Source organism: uncultured Campylobacter sp., assembly GCF_937981295.1.
Classification (GTDB): Bacteria; Campylobacterota; Campylobacteria; order Campylobacterales; family Campylobacteraceae; genus Campylobacter_B.
The window spans coordinates 57,718-76,319 of record NZ_CALJPC010000087.1; the positions used below are offsets into that span (position 1 = coordinate 57,718).

The following is an 18,602-nucleotide window of genomic DNA, read 5'->3' on the forward strand; positions in this document are numbered from 1 at the left end:
TTAAATTTTACGAACGGCGCAGTAGCGATACCGCGAAACCGCTCGTAAAATTCTAAAATCGAAATTTTACGAGCTGTAAATTTAGAACTAGCCTTAAAATTTCATAGAAGTAAAATTTCGCTTTGTATTTTAAATCATAAAATTTCGTTCGTGAGATTTAGGGCTATCGGCGCGAAATGTAGCCCGCGCGGCTACATCTTCTCTTTCGCGCTTAGGCCCATCAGAGCAAACGCCGTGCGGATGCTGAGCGCCACGAGCGCGAACAGCTTGAGTTTCGCATCCTCGTTCTCGCTGCCTACGACGCGGTTTTCGTTGTAGTATTTGTGAAAGTCCGCCGCGAGCGCCTTTAGGAAATCTGGCAGCTTCTGCAAGCCGCGCGAATTAAATGCATCGTTTAAAATTTCATTCAAGCTAAGCGCCGCAAAAGCTAGGCCGAGCCCCGCTTCATCCAGCGCGCCGAAGTCCGCACCTAGGACGTCCGCCTCACGCTTGCCCGCTTTGGTAAAAATTTGATTGACCCGCGCGTGGGCGTAGTTGATGTAAAAGATCGGATTGCTGCTGTCCTCGCGCGCGAGCTCGTCCACGTCGAACTCAAGCGGCGTCTCGCCCTTTTTGCTGATGAAGATAAATCGCATCGCGTCTCTACCGATCGCGGCGAGCACGTCGCTCATCAAGATCGCGTTGCCCGCGCGCTTACTCATCTTGTAGGTCTGACCGTCTTTGAGCAAATTTACCATCTGCATTAGGATGATCTCGAGCCTGCTTTCGTCATAGCCCAGAAAATGCACGGCAGCCTTTAGACGCGCGATGTAGCCGTGATGATCGGCTCCCCAGATGTTGATGCAGCGCTCATATCCGCGCTCAAATTTGTTGTTGTGATAGACGATGTCGCCCGCAAGATAGGTCGGACGCGCATCCTCGCGGATGACGACGCGATCCTTTTCGTCGCCGAGCTGCGATGAGCGGATCCAAATTTTACCCTCCGCCTCATACATCTTGCCGCTGCGCTCAAGCTTCTTAATCGTAGGCTCAAGCTCGCCGTAGAGACTCTTTTCGCTAGCCCAGTTTTGGATGTGAATGCCCGCGTCTGCGAGATCTTTTTGGATGATCTTTAGCACTTCGTCCTTAGCAAACTCCGCAAGGATCAAAACGCGCGATTCGTCGCGGAAAATTTCATCGCCGAATTGGACGCGCGCAAGAGGGATGATCTCGTCGATATACTCGCCGCGGTAGTATTTCTCGGGGTAGTTCACATCCTCGCCCGCAAGCTCGCGCGCACGAAGCGCGATCGAAGTGCCCAAAAGTTCGATCTGATTGCCCGCGTCGTTGATGTAGTACTCGGTATCGACGCGGTGCCCCAGATAGCGCCCGATGCGCGCGAATGTATCGCCGTAAACGGCGCCGCGCACATGCCCGATATGAAGCGGGCCTGTAGGATTAGCGCTGATGTATTCAAGTAAAATTTTTTGCGGCATAGCGGCGGAATTCTGCGCCTCATCGTAATTTGATGCTACGACGGAATTTGACGCCTCTTCGGAATTCTGCGAAATAAAATTTTGGCTAGCGACGGAATTCTGCGATTTGGCGGCGTCATTGCCGCTCGCAGCTAGATTTGCAGCGGAGTCTTTGCAAGCAGGCTCACTCGCGCAAATCCTTTCCGAAGCCGGTAAAATTCCGCGTCCGAGCTCGGCGTCGTTTTTCGCAAAATCGCCGCCCAAGCTAAGAGCATTTTTAGCAAGAGCGCCCAACACGGCAGGCTTTAGGTGAAAATTTAGATAGCCGTTCACCGCCGTAGCACTTAGAATTTCGCTATCTTTAAATTTAGCTGCAAGCTCCTCGGCGATAAGCTTTGGCGCCTTTCGCAGCTCCTTAGCCAGCGCAAAAGCCTCGGGCGAAGCGTAATGAGCCAAACTTTTATCTTTGGGTTTTTCTAAAACGACTTCGCGAGATAAAATTTTAAAAATTTCGTTTAAGACTAAATTTTTCAAATCCCTTACGCCTTTTTAGTATCGCTGATTTCGGCGTCTTTAACCTCTTGCTCCATCTTTTTCTCGACCTTTTGCGGTTCGTCGTCCTCTTCCATCTCTTTTTTGAAAGTCTTTATGCCCTTGCCCACGCCCTTTGCGAGCTCAGGGATCTTTTTAGCTCCGAAAAGTAACACGATGATCGCTAAGATAATTAGCAATTGTTGAACGCTTACGCCCATTTTTTCTCCTTTAAATTTTCCAAATTTCGATTAGCTTGCCTATGTCGCGGCTCGCCGTTTCTAGTTTGATAGTTTTGTAGATTGATCTTAAATTTTCATACGCCGCTTCAAGGCGATCGTTTATTATGAAATAATCATATTCGCCTAGGCGCTCCATCTCCTCTTGCGCGTTTTGTAGGCGCAAAGCAATATCGGCAGGATCATTATCGCCACGAGCACGCAACCTATCTCTAAGCTCCGACAAGCTCGGCGTAGTAATAAATACGCTAGTAAGCCCGCTTTTAGGCACTTTGCTACGCACGATCTCATATCCTTGCACATCGATGTCAAAAATCACGATCTTACCCCGCTCAAGCTCGCTCGTAGCGGCTTTTAGCGAAGTACCGTAATATTTGCCGTGGACCAACGCCCACTCTAAAAACTCTCCGCGCTCGATGCCTGCGCGAAACTCGCTCTCGCTTATGAAATGATAATTTACGCCGTCCGCTTCGCCCGCACGCATTTCACGCGTCGTAGAGGAGATCGAGAAGTATATTTGCCCGCCGAATTCTGCGATAAGACGCTTTATGAGCGTGCTTTTGCCGCTACCGCTTGGACCGGAAACGAGCAAAATTTTGCCTTTCACTATCTATCTCCAAACGATATGTCAATATTGATCTTAAAGTCCTTCAGCGCGTCTTTGGCGTCCTTATTGCCCGCAAATTTCTCGATCGTGTTTGCGATGCCCGCTTCTAGATCATCGCGCAATTTGGTTTTCAGCTCCTCTGCGCTCGGTTTTTTACCGTGCTCGTTACGCAGTGGCTCGCTTTTGGCGCTAGGCTCTAACTCGCTTGCCATAAGGCTGGCAAACTCCGCCGCAGCCGAAGCGGCAAGCTCATTCGGCATAGCTTGTGCGCCAAATTTCATCTCATTTACCTGCTCGGATGCATCAAATTTATGCGCTTTAAACTCGGTGCGCTCCGAAGGCTTTGAAGCATTAAATTTTATCTGCTGCGCGGCGCTCTTTGCGGGCTTGCCGGATTTAAATTGCTCGCTATCTGCGGAGCTTGTGGCAAACGAGTTTGCGAAATCGCCCTCCATAGCGCGCAAAAATCCGTCCGCAAACCCGCCGGCAACGCTATTGGCTTGCTCGCTTTGCTTCGGTAAATCTGAGGCATCTAATATGTGCGGCAAGTTTAGCTCCGAAAAGTTCGGCGCAGAAGTGGAATTTGTAGTCCCGGTATTGCTAGAATTTGCAGAAGCTGCGAAATTCGCGGAAGCCACAAAATTTGCGCCAATTGAATCCCCCGCTTCATTATGAGCAGACATAGGCGTATTCTGTGCAAGTCCACCAGTAAATTCCATACTTTGAAACGGAACGGCGTTATAAAGATTTTCGCGAGGTATATCGCCCGCGCCCGCTAACGCAATCGGCGTATCTGAAGTGACCTCGTATTGAGACGAAATTTGCGTTTTTTGAAAATCCGTAGCCGCTTTATTTTTATCATGCGCAGATTTTTTATCCTCTTTTTCATCGGAAGCAAATGCAGCCGCGGCGAAATTATCATATCCGCCAAACTCCTCCACGGGCATGCCAGCACTATCAAAAAGCCTGGAAAAATCCATATCAAATCCACTGTTAACAGACGCGCCAGCTGCATCTTGCACTACTTGCGAAGCAGATTTTTTTTCATCTGTTTTATAGGCAAATGAGCCGTCTGACTCATGCTGTTTAAGCGTAACGTCCGCAGAGTCTTTCGCTTCCTCTAGATTAGGCGCAGCGTCTGCCTTTTTTTCAACAGCAGTTTCATTAGAGCTGCCAGCTCTTTGCGACTCGTCTTGCTGCGCAAGCGGTAAAGTTTCGCTTGCCCATGTGGTGGAAATTTCATCTTCTATTTGCGATTTATTTGTTTTGAAATTCTTGGGATTTTCATCATCTAGCGCCGCTAGAGCTATCGGAGCGTCATCCTTTGCGAGCGAAATTTCATCTTGAGGCGCGTGATTACTTTCGGTGGGTTCGCTTGTGCCGATACTATTTAGCGGTACATCCTCAGGGATATCGCTAGCAACTAAGTTTAGAGGCATATCATCTGCGATATTATCCGCAATCTTTTCTGCGACGGCGTTAAGCGGCGTATCATCGGCGATGGTGTCCGCAAGAGCTGCTTCATCTGCAAGCTGCGAGAGCGGAATATCATCTGCGATCTCGTCCGTGCGCGGCATATCACCTAGCAACTGCGAAAGCGGCACATCATCTGCAATCTCGGGCGCTATATCGTTTGCCAGTTGTGAAAGCGGTATATCCTTGCCGGAGTCATAAAAGCTATCCACAAGCTCTTCAAAATTACTGCCCGAAGCGGAATTTGCCTGGTCAATCGCATCGATCTCTTTCATCACAGAGCTTGCATCGGCAAATTCTTTCGCCATTTTTTCTTTCGCCTGCACACTCATGTTTTGAACCGAAAATTCGCTAATAAACGTGATGAGCTCAAGCGGCGAAAAAGGCTTGGTAAGGGTGTATCGCGCTCCTGGCACCGAGACATTTTTAGGCGTCAGAAACAGCGTTTTATTAAGATCAAATTTTGAAATATCATCGCCATCTTCATAATTTTTTATCGTCAAATCATATTCACTCTCGTCTGCACTATATGCTACCAGGTCCGCACCGATGCGCTCGCAGCAAATATTTACGACACTTGCAACCTGCTCATTGTGATTGTCAAGTAGAATTTTCATTTATGACCTTTTAGAAAGAATTTGGACTATTGTAAGATATTTTTGGTTATTAATTGCTTATATTTGCGCTAAATTTCGGTTATTTAGGCGATAAACTTTGCAGCATTTTTGCGCTAAATTCTCATCGTGGGTCACGAGCACGAGCGCGCCACGACTGGATTTTACGTAATCAAAAATCACGCTCATGACCTCGTTTGCGGTATCCTTGTCTAAATTTCCAGTAGGCTCGTCGGCAAAGATTATGCGCGGCTTTTTGCAAAGTATGCGAGCGATGCTCACGCGCTGCTGCTGTCCGCCGCTAAGCTCGCCCACGCCTTGCTTTAAAGTATGTTCGATCTGAAGCTTTTTTAAAATTTCATCATCTATCGCATTATTCGTAAGTTTGGCGGCAAGTTCAATATTTTCGCCAGAGGAGAAGCCCTTAAAAAGGTAGTGGGATTGAAATATTATGCCAAAGTCGTTGCGGCGGATTTTAAGTCTCTCATCGGAGCTTAGCTCGTAAATACTGCGCCCGCCGTAGATCACTTCGCCCGAGTTCGGCTTTAAAAGCGTGCATAAAATATGAAGCAGAGTCGATTTGCCGCAGCCGCTAACGCCTAAAATAGCGATGCTCTCGCTCTCCCCAACGCTTAAGCTTACATTTTCAAAGAGCGTATAATCATACGCGTGAGTAAGATTTACGCCCTTTAAAAGTTCCATATTTAGCCGATTTGAGCCGCTACTTCGGCTGCGAAGTCTTCGCTCTTTTTCTCTAGACCCTCGCCCACTTCGAAGCGGACGTATTTTACGATCTCGATCTTGCCGCCTAGTTTTTTAGCTTCTTCGTCAATCACCTGCTCGACGGTTTTCTTATCGTCCATTACGTAAAATTGCCCTAGCAGCGTGAGGCGCTGATCGATTTGAGTATTATCGGCAATGAAGCGATCGATCTGACCCGGTAAAATTTTATCCCAAATTTTTTCAGGCTTATTTTGCTTGCGAAGCTCGTCTTTTAAAGCTTCGATCTCTTTGGCTAAAATTTCATCGCTTAGATGCGCGCGCGAGCCAAACTGCGGGATCTTATGAAGGGGCTTACCTAAGCGCACAAACTCCTCGTTTTCCTTCTCAAACTCGCCTTTAAGAGCTAAGAATTCTTTTTCGATAAAATCGGGATCAAGCTCTTTATAGCTGATAACCTGAGGTTTCATCGCGGCTGCGTGCATGCAGAGATTTTTTATAAGCTCCTTCGCACCCTCCGCAGTCTGCTCGCTATCGCAAGCTGCGGCGATGATGACGCCTACGCGACCGTTTGAGTGTAGGTAGCCGTTTACCACGCCGTTTGCGCCTGCCTTAATCGTCTCAAATCTTCTAACGACCAAATTTTCGCCGATCGTAGCGATCTGGCTTTTTAGATGCTCATCAAATTTAACGCCGTTAATGACGCTGGAATTTAGCTCATCAATGCTGCTAATGCCCTTGCTTTGGATATGTAGAGTGGTATTTTTAACTAAATTTATAAAATTTTGATTTTTAGCCACGAAGTCGGTTTCGGAATTTATCTCGCTTATCGTGGCGATCTTATGATCCGCACCCACTTCGACGCTCACTAGACCCTCGCTAGCTAGACGGTCGGCTTTTTTAGCAGCCTTTCCGAGACCCTTCTCGCGAAGCAGATCGACAGCTTTATCCATATCGCCGTCTGTTTCAACTAAAGCCTTCTTGCAGTCCATCATCCCCGCTCCGGTGCTTTCGCGGAGCTCTTTTACCATTTGCGCGCTGATTTCCATTACTCTTCGTCCTCGCTTACGTCAAAATCCTCTTCGCTCATCGCCTCGGCTACGACTTCCTCTTTCTCCTCGTCGCTGACGGCTTCGCTCTGCTCGACATCCTCGCTTGCGTCTTGATCGCGAAGCGCCTTGCCTTCGTTGATCGCCTCGGCCATCTCTTGGCAGAAAAGCTGAACCGAGCGGATCGCATCGTCGTTGCCAGGTATCGGGAAATCGACTACGTCCGGATCGCAGTTCGTATCCAAAGGCGCGATAACCGGCATTTTTAGGCGGTTAGCTTCCGCTACGGCGATCTTTTCTTTTACAACGTCGATGACGAAGATCATATCAGGAAGGCCTTTCATATTGCGAATGCCGCCTAGATAAAGCTCAAGCTTCTCTTTTTTGCGGCGAAGCATTAACGCCTCTTTTTTAGTTAGTAAATTTATCGAGCCATCCTCTTCCATAGTCTCGATTACTTCGAGCTTGCGGATCGATTGCTTGATAGTGGAAAAATTCGTCAGCATGCCGCCTAGCCATCTGTGGCTTACATAAGGCATGCCGCATTTTTCGGCGTACTCTTTTAGCGTCGCGCCGGCTTGTTTTTTGGTGCCTACGAAAAGTATCGTCTTGCCCTCAGCAGCCGCGTCGCGCACGATATTATAAGTGTAGCGGAAGTAGCGGATAGTTTTTTGTAGATCTATGATGTAGATACCTTTTCTCTCGCCGAAAATGAATTTTTTCATCTTCGGATTCCATCTGCGCGTTTGGTGTCCGAAATGAACGCCGCACTCTAGCAAATCTCTCATTGTTACCATGAGTTTTCTCCTTGTGGGTTGCCCCGAAATTTAGGTTTCTCCTCCACACCCATTAACATTTGTTTTTAACAAACGCAACCAAATTTTAGGATTGGTGTGTGTGAATTGAAGCTGGGATTATATTTAAAAATAGCTAAATTAAAGCTAAATTTAATATAATCCAATACCTCGGCGCGGTTAAATTTTACGCCGCAAAGATGAGACGGCTGCAAAGGTAGAGAGCAAGATTATTCGTCAAATTTAAATTCGCCGAATTTAAAAAGCGGCATCTGCTTCAAATTTCACTCGAAAAATCCCTTTTTCACGAGCTTGCCCTCTTTCACGCAAAACTCCCCTTTCGCGATCACGCTATCTAGGTTTAGAGCTTCGTCAAATACCGCAAAATCGGCATCAAAGCCTACTTTTATCTCGCCCTTGCCGCTTAGATTTAGGTATTTTGCGACGTTTTTGCCCATCATGCTTAGCGCTTGCGGGACGGTTAGGATTTTATTTTTCACGCAGGCTTGCAAGACCTCTAAATTCGTCTCGCACGAAGCACAGCCGTAGCCAACCAGCGCACCGTTTTCGTCAAATCTAGGCACGCTGCCGTTGCCATCCGAGCTCATCGTTAGACGCTCTAAATTTAGCCCGTTAGCAAGCCCGTAGGCGATAGCTTCGTGAAGCGGGGCGAATTTACTTCCGCCGCTCGTGATATCGATGTAGCCACCCATTTTTTGAAATTTGATCGCCTCGTCAAAGAGCTCCTTCGTCCGCGCGCAGTGCGTCGGCGAAAAGTAATTAATCGGGAACGAATAATCCTTGATCACGCTAAAAATCAGGTCAAATTTATCCGCAAGCCCGCCCATATGCATATGCAGCACGCCGCCTTTTTTCGAGATCATGCCACCGATGCGGATCTGCGTCAGGGTCTTGATGAGCTCCTGATAGGTCGGGTAGCTGCCGCGGTTGTCGCTCATCGCGATCTTACAGCCGATGACCTTGTCGATGAGGACCAGATCGCGCGTGACGGAGCCCGTAAATGTGACGCTAGGCAGCGCGTAAGAGCCCGTATGGATGAAGGTCGAGATGCCCTCGTATTCGAGCGCCTTGGCCTTTGAATAGAGATTCTCTAAGCTCCTCGTGCACCCGTCTGTGCCCAGCGTGCCTACGACCGTCGTCGTGCCGTAGCGGATGATCCCAGATAGCGTTATTTCGGGCGTGCGCGAGTGATAACCCGCCTCGCCACCACCGCCCGTGATGTGCACGTGTTGGTCAATGAGACCGGGTGCTAAAATTTTGCCCTCTAGATCGTAAATTTCAAGCCCATCGACTCGAAAATCAAGCCCCTTAGAAACGGCCAAAATTTTACCTCCGCCGAGCAAAACGTCGCTCCTGCCGATGTGCTCCGGCGCGTATAGATCGGCATTTTTAAGTAACAGCATATTTTCTACTTTGCTTTGGATTTTTTGTAAATTTTACGTTTTTTGGCTTTCTTGACCGCGATGTCACGCCGCAATCTCACCTCTTTTTCGCCGCTTCGTTTTACAGCGCCTCTACGTCAAATTTTATAGAGTTTCATAAAATTCAGGTAACCTCGCGCAGAAATTTTATATCCTATTTCTGCTTTTCATCGGCATAGTTTATTCATCACAAATTCATCACAAAGCCGCAGAAGCGCCCCGTGATGCCATCTCTGCGGTAAGAAAAATGCCGCTCGCTCTCGAAGGTGCAGCGTGGATCAAATTTTACCTCTCGCACCCCCGCAGCTGCGAGCTCGTCGCGCAGCGCGGCGTTCATATCGAAATGTCCCTGTGTTTTGTAGCGCTCAAACTCGCCCAGATCAAGCCCGTCTAGTTCGTAATTTCGCGCTTTAATATTCGCGCCCACGAATACCTTCAGCTCCGCAGCGACGCAGCTGAAGCGCTCGCTCATCAAATTTATCGCATTCGTGCAGATCCGCCCTATCACGCCCGCGCGCCCCGCATGCACCGCAGCGACCACGCTGCGCCGCTCGTCCGCGATCAGCACGGGCGAGCAGTCCGCTACCAGCACGCACAGCGCCACGCCGCGCAGATCGGTCACGAGCCCGTCGCAGGGCGGGATTTCATCGTTACCTGCGCGTAAAATTTCAACGCGGTCTGAGTGTATCTGGCGCATAAATTTTAAATTTCGCGGCGCAATACCGAGCGCGGCGGCTAAAATTTCGCGGTTTTGCGCGACGTTTTGCGAATCGTCACCCACGCGATCTCCTAAATTTAGGCTTGCGTAGGCTCCGCCGCTTACGCCTCCTTCGCGCGTGCTAAAGCCGGCTAGCACGCCGTGCCCGTCCAATACAAGCTCAAGATTTTCTCTGTAAATTTCGGTGTTAGTCATCGTGCGCTACTTGGCGCCCTAATACAGGCTCAAAATTTTATCTACCGCGTCCCACGAAAGCCCCTCTTTTTCGCCCTCGGCGCTCTCATCGCGCGCCGCAACAATGCCGCGACCGACGAGCTGCGTGCTCGCAAAGCCCAGCTGCGCCGCGACGTATCGCGCGAGCAGATCGGTCTCGATATTTACGCGGCGCCCGATTTTGTAGGTTCCAAAGAGCGTATCCTTAAGCGTGAGCGGGATGATCGTAAGGCGAATGGCGCAGCTTCGCGCTTCGCTCTTTAGATTTACGCCTAAGGAGTTTGGATCGCGAACGGAATTTGCGCCGCTAAAATTTTGCCCGCGCAAGCTTGAGTCGCTAAAATTTGCGCCGAGCGGGCCTTTGCGATCTTTGTGAGTAAAATTTCCACCCTCAAGCACTTCGTTGATCGTTAGGCTCACGCCGTCGATCGCTACCGAGCCCTTCGGCGCTAGCAGCGGCGCTATATGCAGCGGCGCGCGGATAAAAAAATCGACGCCGCTTGCAAGCTTTGAAATTTTATAAATTTCACCCACGGCATCGACATGTCCTTGGATCAAATGCCCGTCTATGCGATCTCCAATCCGCATCGCTGGCTCGATATGCACAGAGCCGCGCAGGTTTTGTGCGACGATGACGCGCGCCGTTTCGCTCGAAAGCTGCACCGTAAATCCGTCCGCAAAAAGCCGCGTCACACTCAGGCACGCGCCGTTTACCGCGACGCTATCGCCGAGCGCGGGGCGGTATCTCGCGCGCAGTCGCAGCAAATCGCCGCTAAAGCTCGCAACCTGCGCGATCTCCCTGATCAGTCCGTTAAACATTATGAGCCTTTGGAATTTTTACGTGATATTAGCGTAGAATTTTGAAATTTTAAATTAAGCGAAGTTCGGCGAGCGCAAAGCCCGCCAAATGAAGTTTGAAATTATTTTTTAGAGACGATGAAATCGGCTAGCGCTTCGATCGATTCGTCGTTAAGCGAAGCTGCTTGACCTTTCATAACGCCCATCATGCCGAATTTTCCCTTACCCTCGCCTAGACTACCGTCTTTGTAGCCTTTTAGGCTAGCGATGATATCTTCCTTGCTTAGGGTGTTTAGCGCAGGTACTTTGCCGCCAAGATAAGGCTTCTCGGCGTTGGCTCCGTGACAGGCCACGCATTTTTTATACAATGTAGCGCCGTCTGCGGCAAACGCTGCCGAACTAAACGCCGCCAACGCAGCGCATGCGATTAAAACTTTTCTCATTTTTCATCCTTTACGATTAAGTTGTGGCGCGCATTATAGTTGAAATTCTTAAATTTGCGTTTAAAAATTTGGATTAATTTCTCGCGAGCGTGAGCGCAAAAAAACATTTTCCGCAAGCCGCGCGCGGCGGAATTTCAAGGGCATTGATTAAATTTAAAGCAGGATCGGCAAGCGCAGCTTAAAACATTACGCGAGCTGCAAGACACTGTGTTTATGAAGCAAACCCGCGGCAGTGAAATTTTATTTGATCCGCGAGATTTCGCCGCCTTGCATTTTATAAATTTTATCTGCGGCGCCGAAGTATTTATCATCGTGCGAGATCGCAAAGATCGTGTATCCACGCGATTTCAGCTCGGGCAAAATCCGCTCGTAAAACTCCGCGCGAAACTGCGGATCGAGATCGGCCGCAAACTCATCGAGCATCAAAAATTTTCGCCCGTCCATCAGCACGCTTACGAGCGCCAAACGCTTGCGCTGCCCGCTAGATAGGCTCGTGGTGCTAAATTTAGCCCTCTTTAGCTCAACCTTATCCTTCAGGTGCGTAAGCGCCAACCACTCGCGCGCGATGTCCGCATCGCCAGTAGCGTAGTCGAAGAGATAAAAATCGCTGAAAACCGCGCTTATGTTATTGCTGTAGGCGCGCAGATCGGAGGGTTTAAGGGCCGCGCCGTCGGCTAAAATTTCGCCCGTTTGCGGCGTATAAAGGCCCGCTAAAATCATAAAAAGCGTCGATTTTCCGCTGCCGTTTTCGCCGATTAAAAACACCGTCTCGCCCGCATTTAGCTGCAAGCTTACCCCTTTGATGCCGAATTTCCCGCCCGGATACGAAAAGCCCACGCCTTTAAGCTCCAGGCTGCGCCACGGCTGCATTTGCGCAAGCTCGAAGCCCTGCACGAACGGGTCTAAATTTAACTCTTTGATCTTTGCGTAGGCGATCTTTGCGCGCAACACGCTAGGAAGCGAGAATATGAGCATCATCAAAGGCGCGCGCAAAAAAAGCACCGTAAGCGCGATCGTTACGGCGTTTGCAAGTTCCGCTTTGCCGCCGCTAAGCCCAAAATAAAGCACAAAGCCTACGGCGCCGAGCATCATCACGTTCATAAAATTACTCGCAAACGCGCCGTAGACCTCGGCTCGCAGCGAGCTTTGGCGTAAATTTTGCGCGTTGGGCAAAAAGTCGTTTTCGTATAGGCTCTTTGCTTTGGCTAGGCTTAGCGACAGCTCCTTGTGCCCCTCAATCGCCGCGGCGTAGTTTTTATACAAAACGTCCTCGTTTTGGCGGTACAGATCGTAATTTTGCATGACCTTTTTCATCAAAAAACGGTTGAAAATCATCAGCGCGCCGATCCAGACGAACAAAAACGCAAACATCATAGGCGCGATGTATAGCACGTAGATGCCGCAAAACAGCACGATCATCGCGCCTTGGATGAGCTCGGAGATGCGCATAAAGCCTTCGGTCAGGCGCGAAATATCGCTGGAAAGGGACGCAAGCAGGTTCGCCTTCGACGCAGCCTCGATGCGCTCGAACTTCGTATCGATGATCTGCTTGATGATTTTGGTGCGCAGATCGAATACGAAGTCGTTTTCCATCTTGCAAAGCATGATGCGGCTTAGCACCGAAAGCAGCAGAAATAGCGCCAAGAGCGCGAAAAATAGCGCGATGATGCGCCCACCTCTTTCGGCGCCGTCAAGTAGATATTTATTGATAAAGCTTAAAATCAAAATCCCTGAGCCGCTGTAAATCGCGTTTAGCGCGAGCATCGCGAGGATTTGTTTGGTATATTTTTTCATCTTTCGCCCCAATGAAATTTGAGCGCAATTGTGGCAAAATTCGCTTGAAAAAACGGTTAAATTTTAAATCCGTTCTCATTTCATCGGCTAAATTTCACCTTAATTTACGCAAAATTTTATCGCGAATCACATCGTTTACGGGGCATGCTACTATTTATATGTATCACGCACTAATTTCATCCGCATTCTTATTTTAATCGCTTAGTTTATATGCAACACTTGCCAATCGCCGCTACGTCGATATACCGCCAAATACCCATACATTATACCTCGCCGACAGAACGCGCTGTCGTTAAATTTCACCCACGCCAAAATCAAAATTTTAAAACTACTCATCGCCACAGTCTTACCAAGCAGCATAAAATTTAACGCCGCGCATCAACCAAAACGATCACGTTTAAATTCAGACGCCCTCATGCCGTACTCTACTAAAATTTTATCTTTTCTACACGACGAAAGAGCCGTTAAATTTTAGCGTGCGCGTGCGAATTCTTCTTCAGCTACCTTATTGTGGCTTCTACGGAGTGACTAAATATCTAAAAAATCTCGGAATTATCATAAACCAAAAAATATAGTGGATGTCGCAGGGGTGTCATTGTACTATTAATAACAGATTTGTTAGGCTTTATAAATGAATTAATCAGCGCAAATAACGAGCTTAAAATGGTTTATAAGTATTAATAATCAAGTTGTTTTTAGATCAAGTGTTTATGAAACATATTAGAAAATTATTTTTACCCTCTTCATGCTTGTATTTTAAGGTATGACCGTGTTTTTTGAAAATTTGATTTGCTATATAAAGTCCAAGGCCAAGTCCTGAATTTGACGTCTCTACCTTTCTGTTAAAAGCTCTTTCAAAATCAAGTCTTTCCGGTTCAAGCTCGTCTCCCGTGCTGCTTATGCAGACGGCGTTTTTATCTATATTTACAAGGACTTTGCCGCTAGAGTATTTTAAGGCGTTATCGATCAAATTTTTAATTCCGGTTGCATAAAGTTCAAAATCAACTTCAACCGTGCTTATTTCCCCATCTGCTCGCACTTCTATGCGGCTCATGTCTTTTAGTAAAAGCATATCTACCGAGTGATCGACGATGTCTATAACTCGGTGTTTATTTTTCTTAAGCTCCCATTCATTGGATACGAGTTTTTCGACCTTGACAACCTCGCCAAGTATCATTTCTAGCCTTATAAAAATTTGTTTTAATCTACTTTTAAATTTATCGTCTTGTAAGATTTCGGCTATCATATCCGCCATGATCCGCCCTTTCATTATCGGGTTGCGAAATTCGTGCAAGATGTTGCGTAAAAATAGTGCTCTAGCCTGTTTTATCGCATCTATTTTTTGCATCGTCGTATTAAATTCGCCCGCGATTTGGCCTATTTCGTCATCTGCTTCTACTTTTAGCAGTCTAAATTTGTCTTCTTCTCCAGCTCTTCTTATCATATTTTTTAAATTTCTGAGTCTCAGCAATTTTTTTAAGACGACTATGAAAAATGCGGCCATTACGATATTTACTATAAGCCAAAGTATCCAAATGCCATTTGAAGAAATTTCTTCTAAATTTTCTAAAGGCACATCGTTTTTTGCAATGTCGTCTTTGCCTGATAGCTCAAGCCCTGCCGCATCCATAATGCGTGAAAACATCTTAGGATCAATGGAAGAAAATCTAGGTACAAAATAAAGCTTTTTATTGTACCTTATCATATCAGCATACGAATCGCTAAAAATTTTTTCACCACCCTGCCTGATCTCATCTGGATCAAGGACACTATTCTTAAGTCCTATTTGTGCTAGCTGCTTGGTTGTATTATCGTCTTCTTGCCCGCGTATACGCATACCCAGCATAAAGCGCTCATAAGTAAGGTACTCTGCGTCTCTTACCTGCCTTTTTGATTCGATGAAGAATGCTAAATTTACCGTAATGAGCGCGGCAAAAAAGAAAAAAGATATGAGTTTGATGATAGATATATTACGCATTGATAAATTTATACCCTATACCGCGCACGGGGTGAATGAATCGCGGATTTTTAGGATCGTCTCCTATTTTCTGACGCAAGCGCCCTATGGCGACATCGATGCTTTTTAGTCCGCTTTGAAATTTCGCCTGACCCAAATTTATCAAAATATCCTCTCTTGGTATAACCATCCCCTCTTTTTCATAAAGGTAGATAAAGATGTCAAATTCCGCCTTTGTAAGCGCTATTTCCTCTTTGTTTTTTATGACGATACGCCTTTGTTTATCGACGCAAAAGGTTTTGGAGTCGTTGCCCGCTTGTTCCCTCGGCGAAGTAGCGTGAGCCAGTTCTGATAAATCCAGAAAATGCTAAACAAAAAGGCATTGAAAATGGTGATCTAGTCGTTGTTTCATCAAAACGTGGCAAAATTTTATGTGGTGCTGTTGTAACAGATGATGTCAGAAAAGATGTAGTTTGCGTAGCAGAGGGTGCGTGGTATGATCCACAAAATCCTGGTGAGATAGGATCTATGTGTGTTCATGGCGATGTAAATGTCCTAACTATTGATAAGGGCACATCAAAGCTTGCACAAGGCAATATATCTCACACAGCTCTTGTAAATATCGAGAAATTTACAGGCAATGCTCCAAGAGTAAAGGTGTTTTCAAAAACCTAACGCATAAAACTTATAGTGTCCGAGCTCTTCGGGCATTTTTTTACAAATTTTTTAAAATTATACTTTTATTATACTTTTTATTTAAAATTACATTTATATTTTAAACTAACCACAAAATTTCACAAAGGAGAAAAGATGCAAAGACGAGATTTTTTAAAAGCTGCAGCAGCTACAGCCGCTGGCGCAAGTAGCTTAAACGCAACAAGTCTCATAAGTGACAACCTAATGAGCGACACGCCTGCAAAGATGAGCGCAAGCCATTTTGGTGCTATCAAAGGGCTAGTTAAAAACGGCAAATTTGAAGGTGTATTAGATGCCAGCGAGATTGACTTTTACCCAGTTAGTCTAACTCAAGGCGTGGTTGCTAGAACCTACGATCAAACTCGTATCGCACGTCCAAGCGTGCGCAAAGGATACCTTGAAAAAGGCTATCAAAGCGATAAATCAATGCGCGGTAAGGACGAGTGGGTCGAGATAAGCTGGGAGCAGGCTTTTAAACTAGTAGCCGACGAACTAAAACGCGTTAATAAAGAATATGGCGGTAGCGCGATCTATGGCGGTAGCTATGGTTGGTATAGCGTTGGTAGCATTAACAATCCGCAAACGCTTCTTGGCCGTATGCTAAATATTATTGGCGGCTACACTACTCGTACGCTAAACTATTCGCAGCATGCTATCAGTGCGATCACGCCACACGTTGCAGGCTCTGACGAGGGCAACTCTCTTGTTACTGCGTGGCCAGTGATACTTAAAAACACCGAAGTTGTCGTCATATGGGGAGCTGACCCGATCAATACAAACCAGATCGCATGGGGAGTGCCAGATCACGAGAGCTACATTTATTTTCGTAAGTTAAAAGAGCAGATGAAAAAGCGTGGCATCAAAGTCATTACAATCGATCCAGTTTATAACAACACTGCAAACTATCTAAATTCAGAGCACATTTTCGTCAATCCAACAACCGACGTTGCCATGATGATGGCGATATGCTACGAGATGATGAGCGCTGGCGTGGCTGATGAGAAATTTCTAAAAAAATATACAAGCGGCTCAGAGCAATTTATCGCTTATCTAAAAGGCGAAGCCGAGGATAAAGTTGTAAAAAATGCGGCTTGGGCGGCAAAAATTTGCGGCGTAAGCGAGGCAGAGATTGTAAATTTAGCTAAAATTTTTGGCTCAAAACGCACCATGCTAATGGGTGGCTGGGGACCACAGCGCGCACATCATGGTGAGCAGTTTCACTGGATGATGATAACTCTTGCTGCGTTTATTGGACAGATCGGCTTGCCTGGTGGCGGATATGGCTTTGGTTACCACTACTCTGACGGCGGTTGCCCAAGCCCAGCTGCGCCAAACGGCAGCGCACTTGCACTTGCAAGCGGCTCTGCTACGACATCTACAGCTTTCCCTGGACTAGGAGCTATCGGCATCGTACCATCAACTGAGGGCGAGTGGAAAAACCGCAGCAATATTGCTATTCCTGTTTCAAGAATACTTGATTGTATAAACAACCCTGGCAAAGAGGTTGATTTTAACTGCAAAAAGATCACCTACCCAACTATAAAGATGGCATACTGGGCTGGCGGCAATCCATTCCACCATGCACCAGATACAAATTTAATGGCAAAAACATTTGAAAAGCTTGATACGTTTATCGTGCAAGATTGCTTCTGGACGGCTTCAGCTCGTATGGCTGACATAGTTTTGCCGGCTACTACCGAGCAAGAGAGAGATGACATCACAAAATCTCATACAAACAAATTTATTATAGCTATGCATAAGATCGCTGAGCCATACGAGCAAGCTAAAAACGACTACCAAATTTACTGCGGCATTTTAAAAGAATTTGGCGATAAAGAGTACATGGCATTTAGCGAGGGCAAGAGCGAAATGGACTGGATCAAGCAGTTTTATAATGCCTCAAAGAAAAAGGGCGATGATGCAAAACTAGGTATGCCAAATTTTGATGAGTTTTGGGCGAAAGGTTATGTTGAGTTTAAAGTCCCGCCTCACGCTCACGAATACGTAACTATGGCTGAGTATAGAAAAAATCCTATCATCAACCGCCTAGGAACGCCATCTGGCAAGTTTGAAATTTTGTCTAAAAAGATCGCAAAAGCAGCTTATGATGACTGCAAGGCGCACCCAACTTGGATGGAGCCGATGGAGTGGCTAGGAGATGTGGAAAAAACAAAAAAATATCCATTAAATTTAGTAACCCCGCACCCAAAATATCGCCTTCACAGCCAACTAAACAACACATGGCTTAGAAACCTTGAAGAAGTTCAAGGCAGAGAGCCTGTATGGATGCATCCAGACGATGCAAAAGCTAGAGGTCTTGAAAACGGTGATGTGGTAAGAATTTTTAACGATCGCGGTCAAACTTTAGCAGGAGTTATCGTAACTAAAAACGTAAAACAAGGCGTTGTTAGAATGCAAGAGGGTAGCTGGTGGGACCCAGATAAAAACGGACTTTGCAGACACGGAAACGTAAACGTCCTAATACCAAACGAGCCAACCTCAAGCCTTGCTATGGGAAATCAAGCAACTGCACTCGTGCAAATCGAGAAATTTGAGGGTGAATTGCCAAACCTAGAGGTCTTTTCTCAGCCAAAATTTACGAAAAAGGATAAGAAGTGAAAAAAATAGTTATGTTTTTAGGGCTTAGTGCTGCGCTTTTTGCTAACGATGCCTATGTCGGTACGCCAGCTAAAATTTTAGATAAGGTTGGCGGCAAAGAGATCGGTCAGCTTTTCGTGGGCGCAAAAGTCAAGGTATTAAAAGATAGCGGCAATTTTGCCGAAGTCGAATATAACGGCTTTGTGCCTGGCGAGGGTAATACAGCTTATGCTAGACTAGGTGTCCTAGAGAGCGATATAAGTGTTAAAAACGATAAAAATTTCAAGAAAAATGGCGTCCAAAAAGATGACTATGACAATGAATGGATCAAAGTTAGCGTTAAGGGAGCGGTCGAAAAAAAGGCCTTAAAGCCAAATTTAGACGAGGTTTATAAGCCTGGCGAAGAGTTGTTTAAAGAGCGATGTGGGGCGTGCCATGCACTACACGGATATGATGAGTTTA

Annotated in this window: 17 protein-coding genes; 3 read left to right on the forward strand and 14 right to left on the reverse strand. The window is 46.7% G+C overall.

Annotated features, from left to right (window positions below; genetic code table 11):
- Window positions 1-191 precede the first annotated feature (191 nt).
- From argS to Q0135_RS08695, 14 genes are all read right to left on the reverse strand, one after another.
- A complete protein-coding gene (argS, locus tag Q0135_RS08630) occupies window positions 192-1,988 on the reverse strand; it encodes an arginine--tRNA ligase (RefSeq protein ID WP_297989845.1) in 1,797 nt (598 codons plus the stop codon).
- 5 nt (window positions 1,989-1,993) lie between these two features.
- The gene (locus Q0135_RS08635) at window positions 1,994-2,206 is read right to left on the reverse strand and encodes a twin-arginine translocase TatA/TatE family subunit (protein WP_295151567.1); all 213 of its coding nucleotides are present in this window, start codon (window positions 2,204-2,206) and stop codon (window positions 1,994-1,996) included.
- 10 nt (window positions 2,207-2,216) lie between these two features.
- Window positions 2,217-2,831 carry a guanylate kinase gene (gene gmk, locus Q0135_RS08640; protein WP_297989847.1) on the reverse strand — a complete coding sequence of 205 codons (615 nt, stop codon included), beginning with the start codon at window positions 2,829-2,831 and terminating at the stop codon, window positions 2,217-2,219.
- The gene (locus tag Q0135_RS08645; RefSeq protein WP_297989848.1) at window positions 2,831-4,921 is read right to left on the reverse strand and encodes a hypothetical protein; all 2,091 of its coding nucleotides are present in this window, start codon (window positions 4,919-4,921) and stop codon (window positions 2,831-2,833) included. The genes gmk and Q0135_RS08645 overlap by 1 nt, the downstream gene beginning before the upstream one ends.
- Before the next feature lie 57 nt (window positions 4,922-4,978).
- The gene (locus Q0135_RS08650; protein ID WP_297989850.1) at window positions 4,979-5,620 is read right to left on the reverse strand and encodes an ABC transporter ATP-binding protein; all 642 of its coding nucleotides are present in this window, start codon (window positions 5,618-5,620) and stop codon (window positions 4,979-4,981) included.
- A gap of 2 nt (window positions 5,621-5,622) precedes the next feature.
- Entirely contained in the window at window positions 5,623-6,687 is a 1,065-nt protein-coding gene (tsf, locus tag Q0135_RS08655; protein WP_297989852.1) for a translation elongation factor Ts, read from the reverse strand.
- A complete protein-coding gene (rpsB, locus tag Q0135_RS08660; RefSeq protein WP_297880676.1) occupies window positions 6,687-7,484 on the reverse strand; it encodes a 30S ribosomal protein S2 in 798 nt (265 codons plus the stop codon). The genes tsf and rpsB overlap by 1 nt, the downstream gene beginning before the upstream one ends.
- 281 nt (window positions 7,485-7,765) lie before the next feature.
- Entirely contained in the window at window positions 7,766-8,905 is a 1,140-nt protein-coding gene (gene iadA, locus Q0135_RS08665; protein WP_297960490.1) for a beta-aspartyl-peptidase, read from the reverse strand.
- A gap of 205 nt (window positions 8,906-9,110) precedes the next feature.
- Window positions 9,111-9,836 (reverse strand): polyphenol oxidase family protein, encoded by a 726-nt coding sequence (locus Q0135_RS08670; RefSeq protein WP_297989854.1) that lies wholly within the window; start codon window positions 9,834-9,836, stop codon window positions 9,111-9,113.
- A gap of 18 nt (window positions 9,837-9,854) precedes the next feature.
- Window positions 9,855-10,673, reverse strand: coding sequence for a riboflavin synthase (locus Q0135_RS08675; protein ID WP_297989856.1), 819 nt, complete (start codon window positions 10,671-10,673; stop codon window positions 9,855-9,857).
- Between the two features lie 101 nt (window positions 10,674-10,774).
- Window positions 10,775-11,095, reverse strand: a complete 321-nt coding sequence (locus Q0135_RS08680) for a c-type cytochrome (protein WP_297989858.1) — start codon at window positions 11,093-11,095, stop codon at window positions 10,775-10,777.
- 240 nt (window positions 11,096-11,335) lie between these two features.
- Window positions 11,336-12,889: an ATP-binding cassette domain-containing protein gene (locus tag Q0135_RS08685; protein WP_297989860.1), complete on the reverse strand. Its 1,554-nt coding sequence runs from the start codon at window positions 12,887-12,889 to the stop codon at window positions 11,336-11,338.
- A 700-nt stretch (window positions 12,890-13,589) separates the two neighbouring features.
- Window positions 13,590-14,867, reverse strand: coding sequence for an ArsS family sensor histidine kinase (locus Q0135_RS08690; protein ID WP_297989862.1), 1,278 nt, complete (start codon window positions 14,865-14,867; stop codon window positions 13,590-13,592).
- On the reverse strand, window positions 14,860-15,207 hold the full coding sequence (locus Q0135_RS08695; protein ID WP_367272151.1) for a winged helix-turn-helix domain-containing protein: 348 nt from the start codon (window positions 15,205-15,207) through the stop codon (window positions 14,860-14,862). Before Q0135_RS08695 ends, Q0135_RS08690 begins: the two co-directional genes overlap by 8 nt.
- A gap of 20 nt (window positions 15,208-15,227) precedes the next feature.
- Here Q0135_RS08695 and Q0135_RS08700 point away from each other — a divergent pair, with 20 nt between their 5' ends.
- The 3 genes from Q0135_RS08700 to Q0135_RS08710 form a co-directional block, all read left to right on the forward strand.
- On the forward strand, window positions 15,228-15,521 hold the full coding sequence (locus tag Q0135_RS08700) for a molybdopterin dinucleotide binding domain-containing protein (RefSeq protein WP_297943383.1): 294 nt from the start codon (window positions 15,228-15,230) through the stop codon (window positions 15,519-15,521).
- Between the two features lie 15 nt (window positions 15,522-15,536).
- A complete protein-coding gene (locus tag Q0135_RS08705; protein WP_367272149.1) occupies window positions 15,537-18,161 on the forward strand; it encodes a molybdopterin-dependent oxidoreductase in 2,625 nt (874 codons plus the stop codon).
- Window positions 18,158-18,602: hypothetical protein (locus Q0135_RS08710; RefSeq protein WP_297989864.1), on the forward strand; the 445-nt coding region annotated here is incomplete at its 3' end. The genes Q0135_RS08705 and Q0135_RS08710, both read left to right, overlap by 4 nt.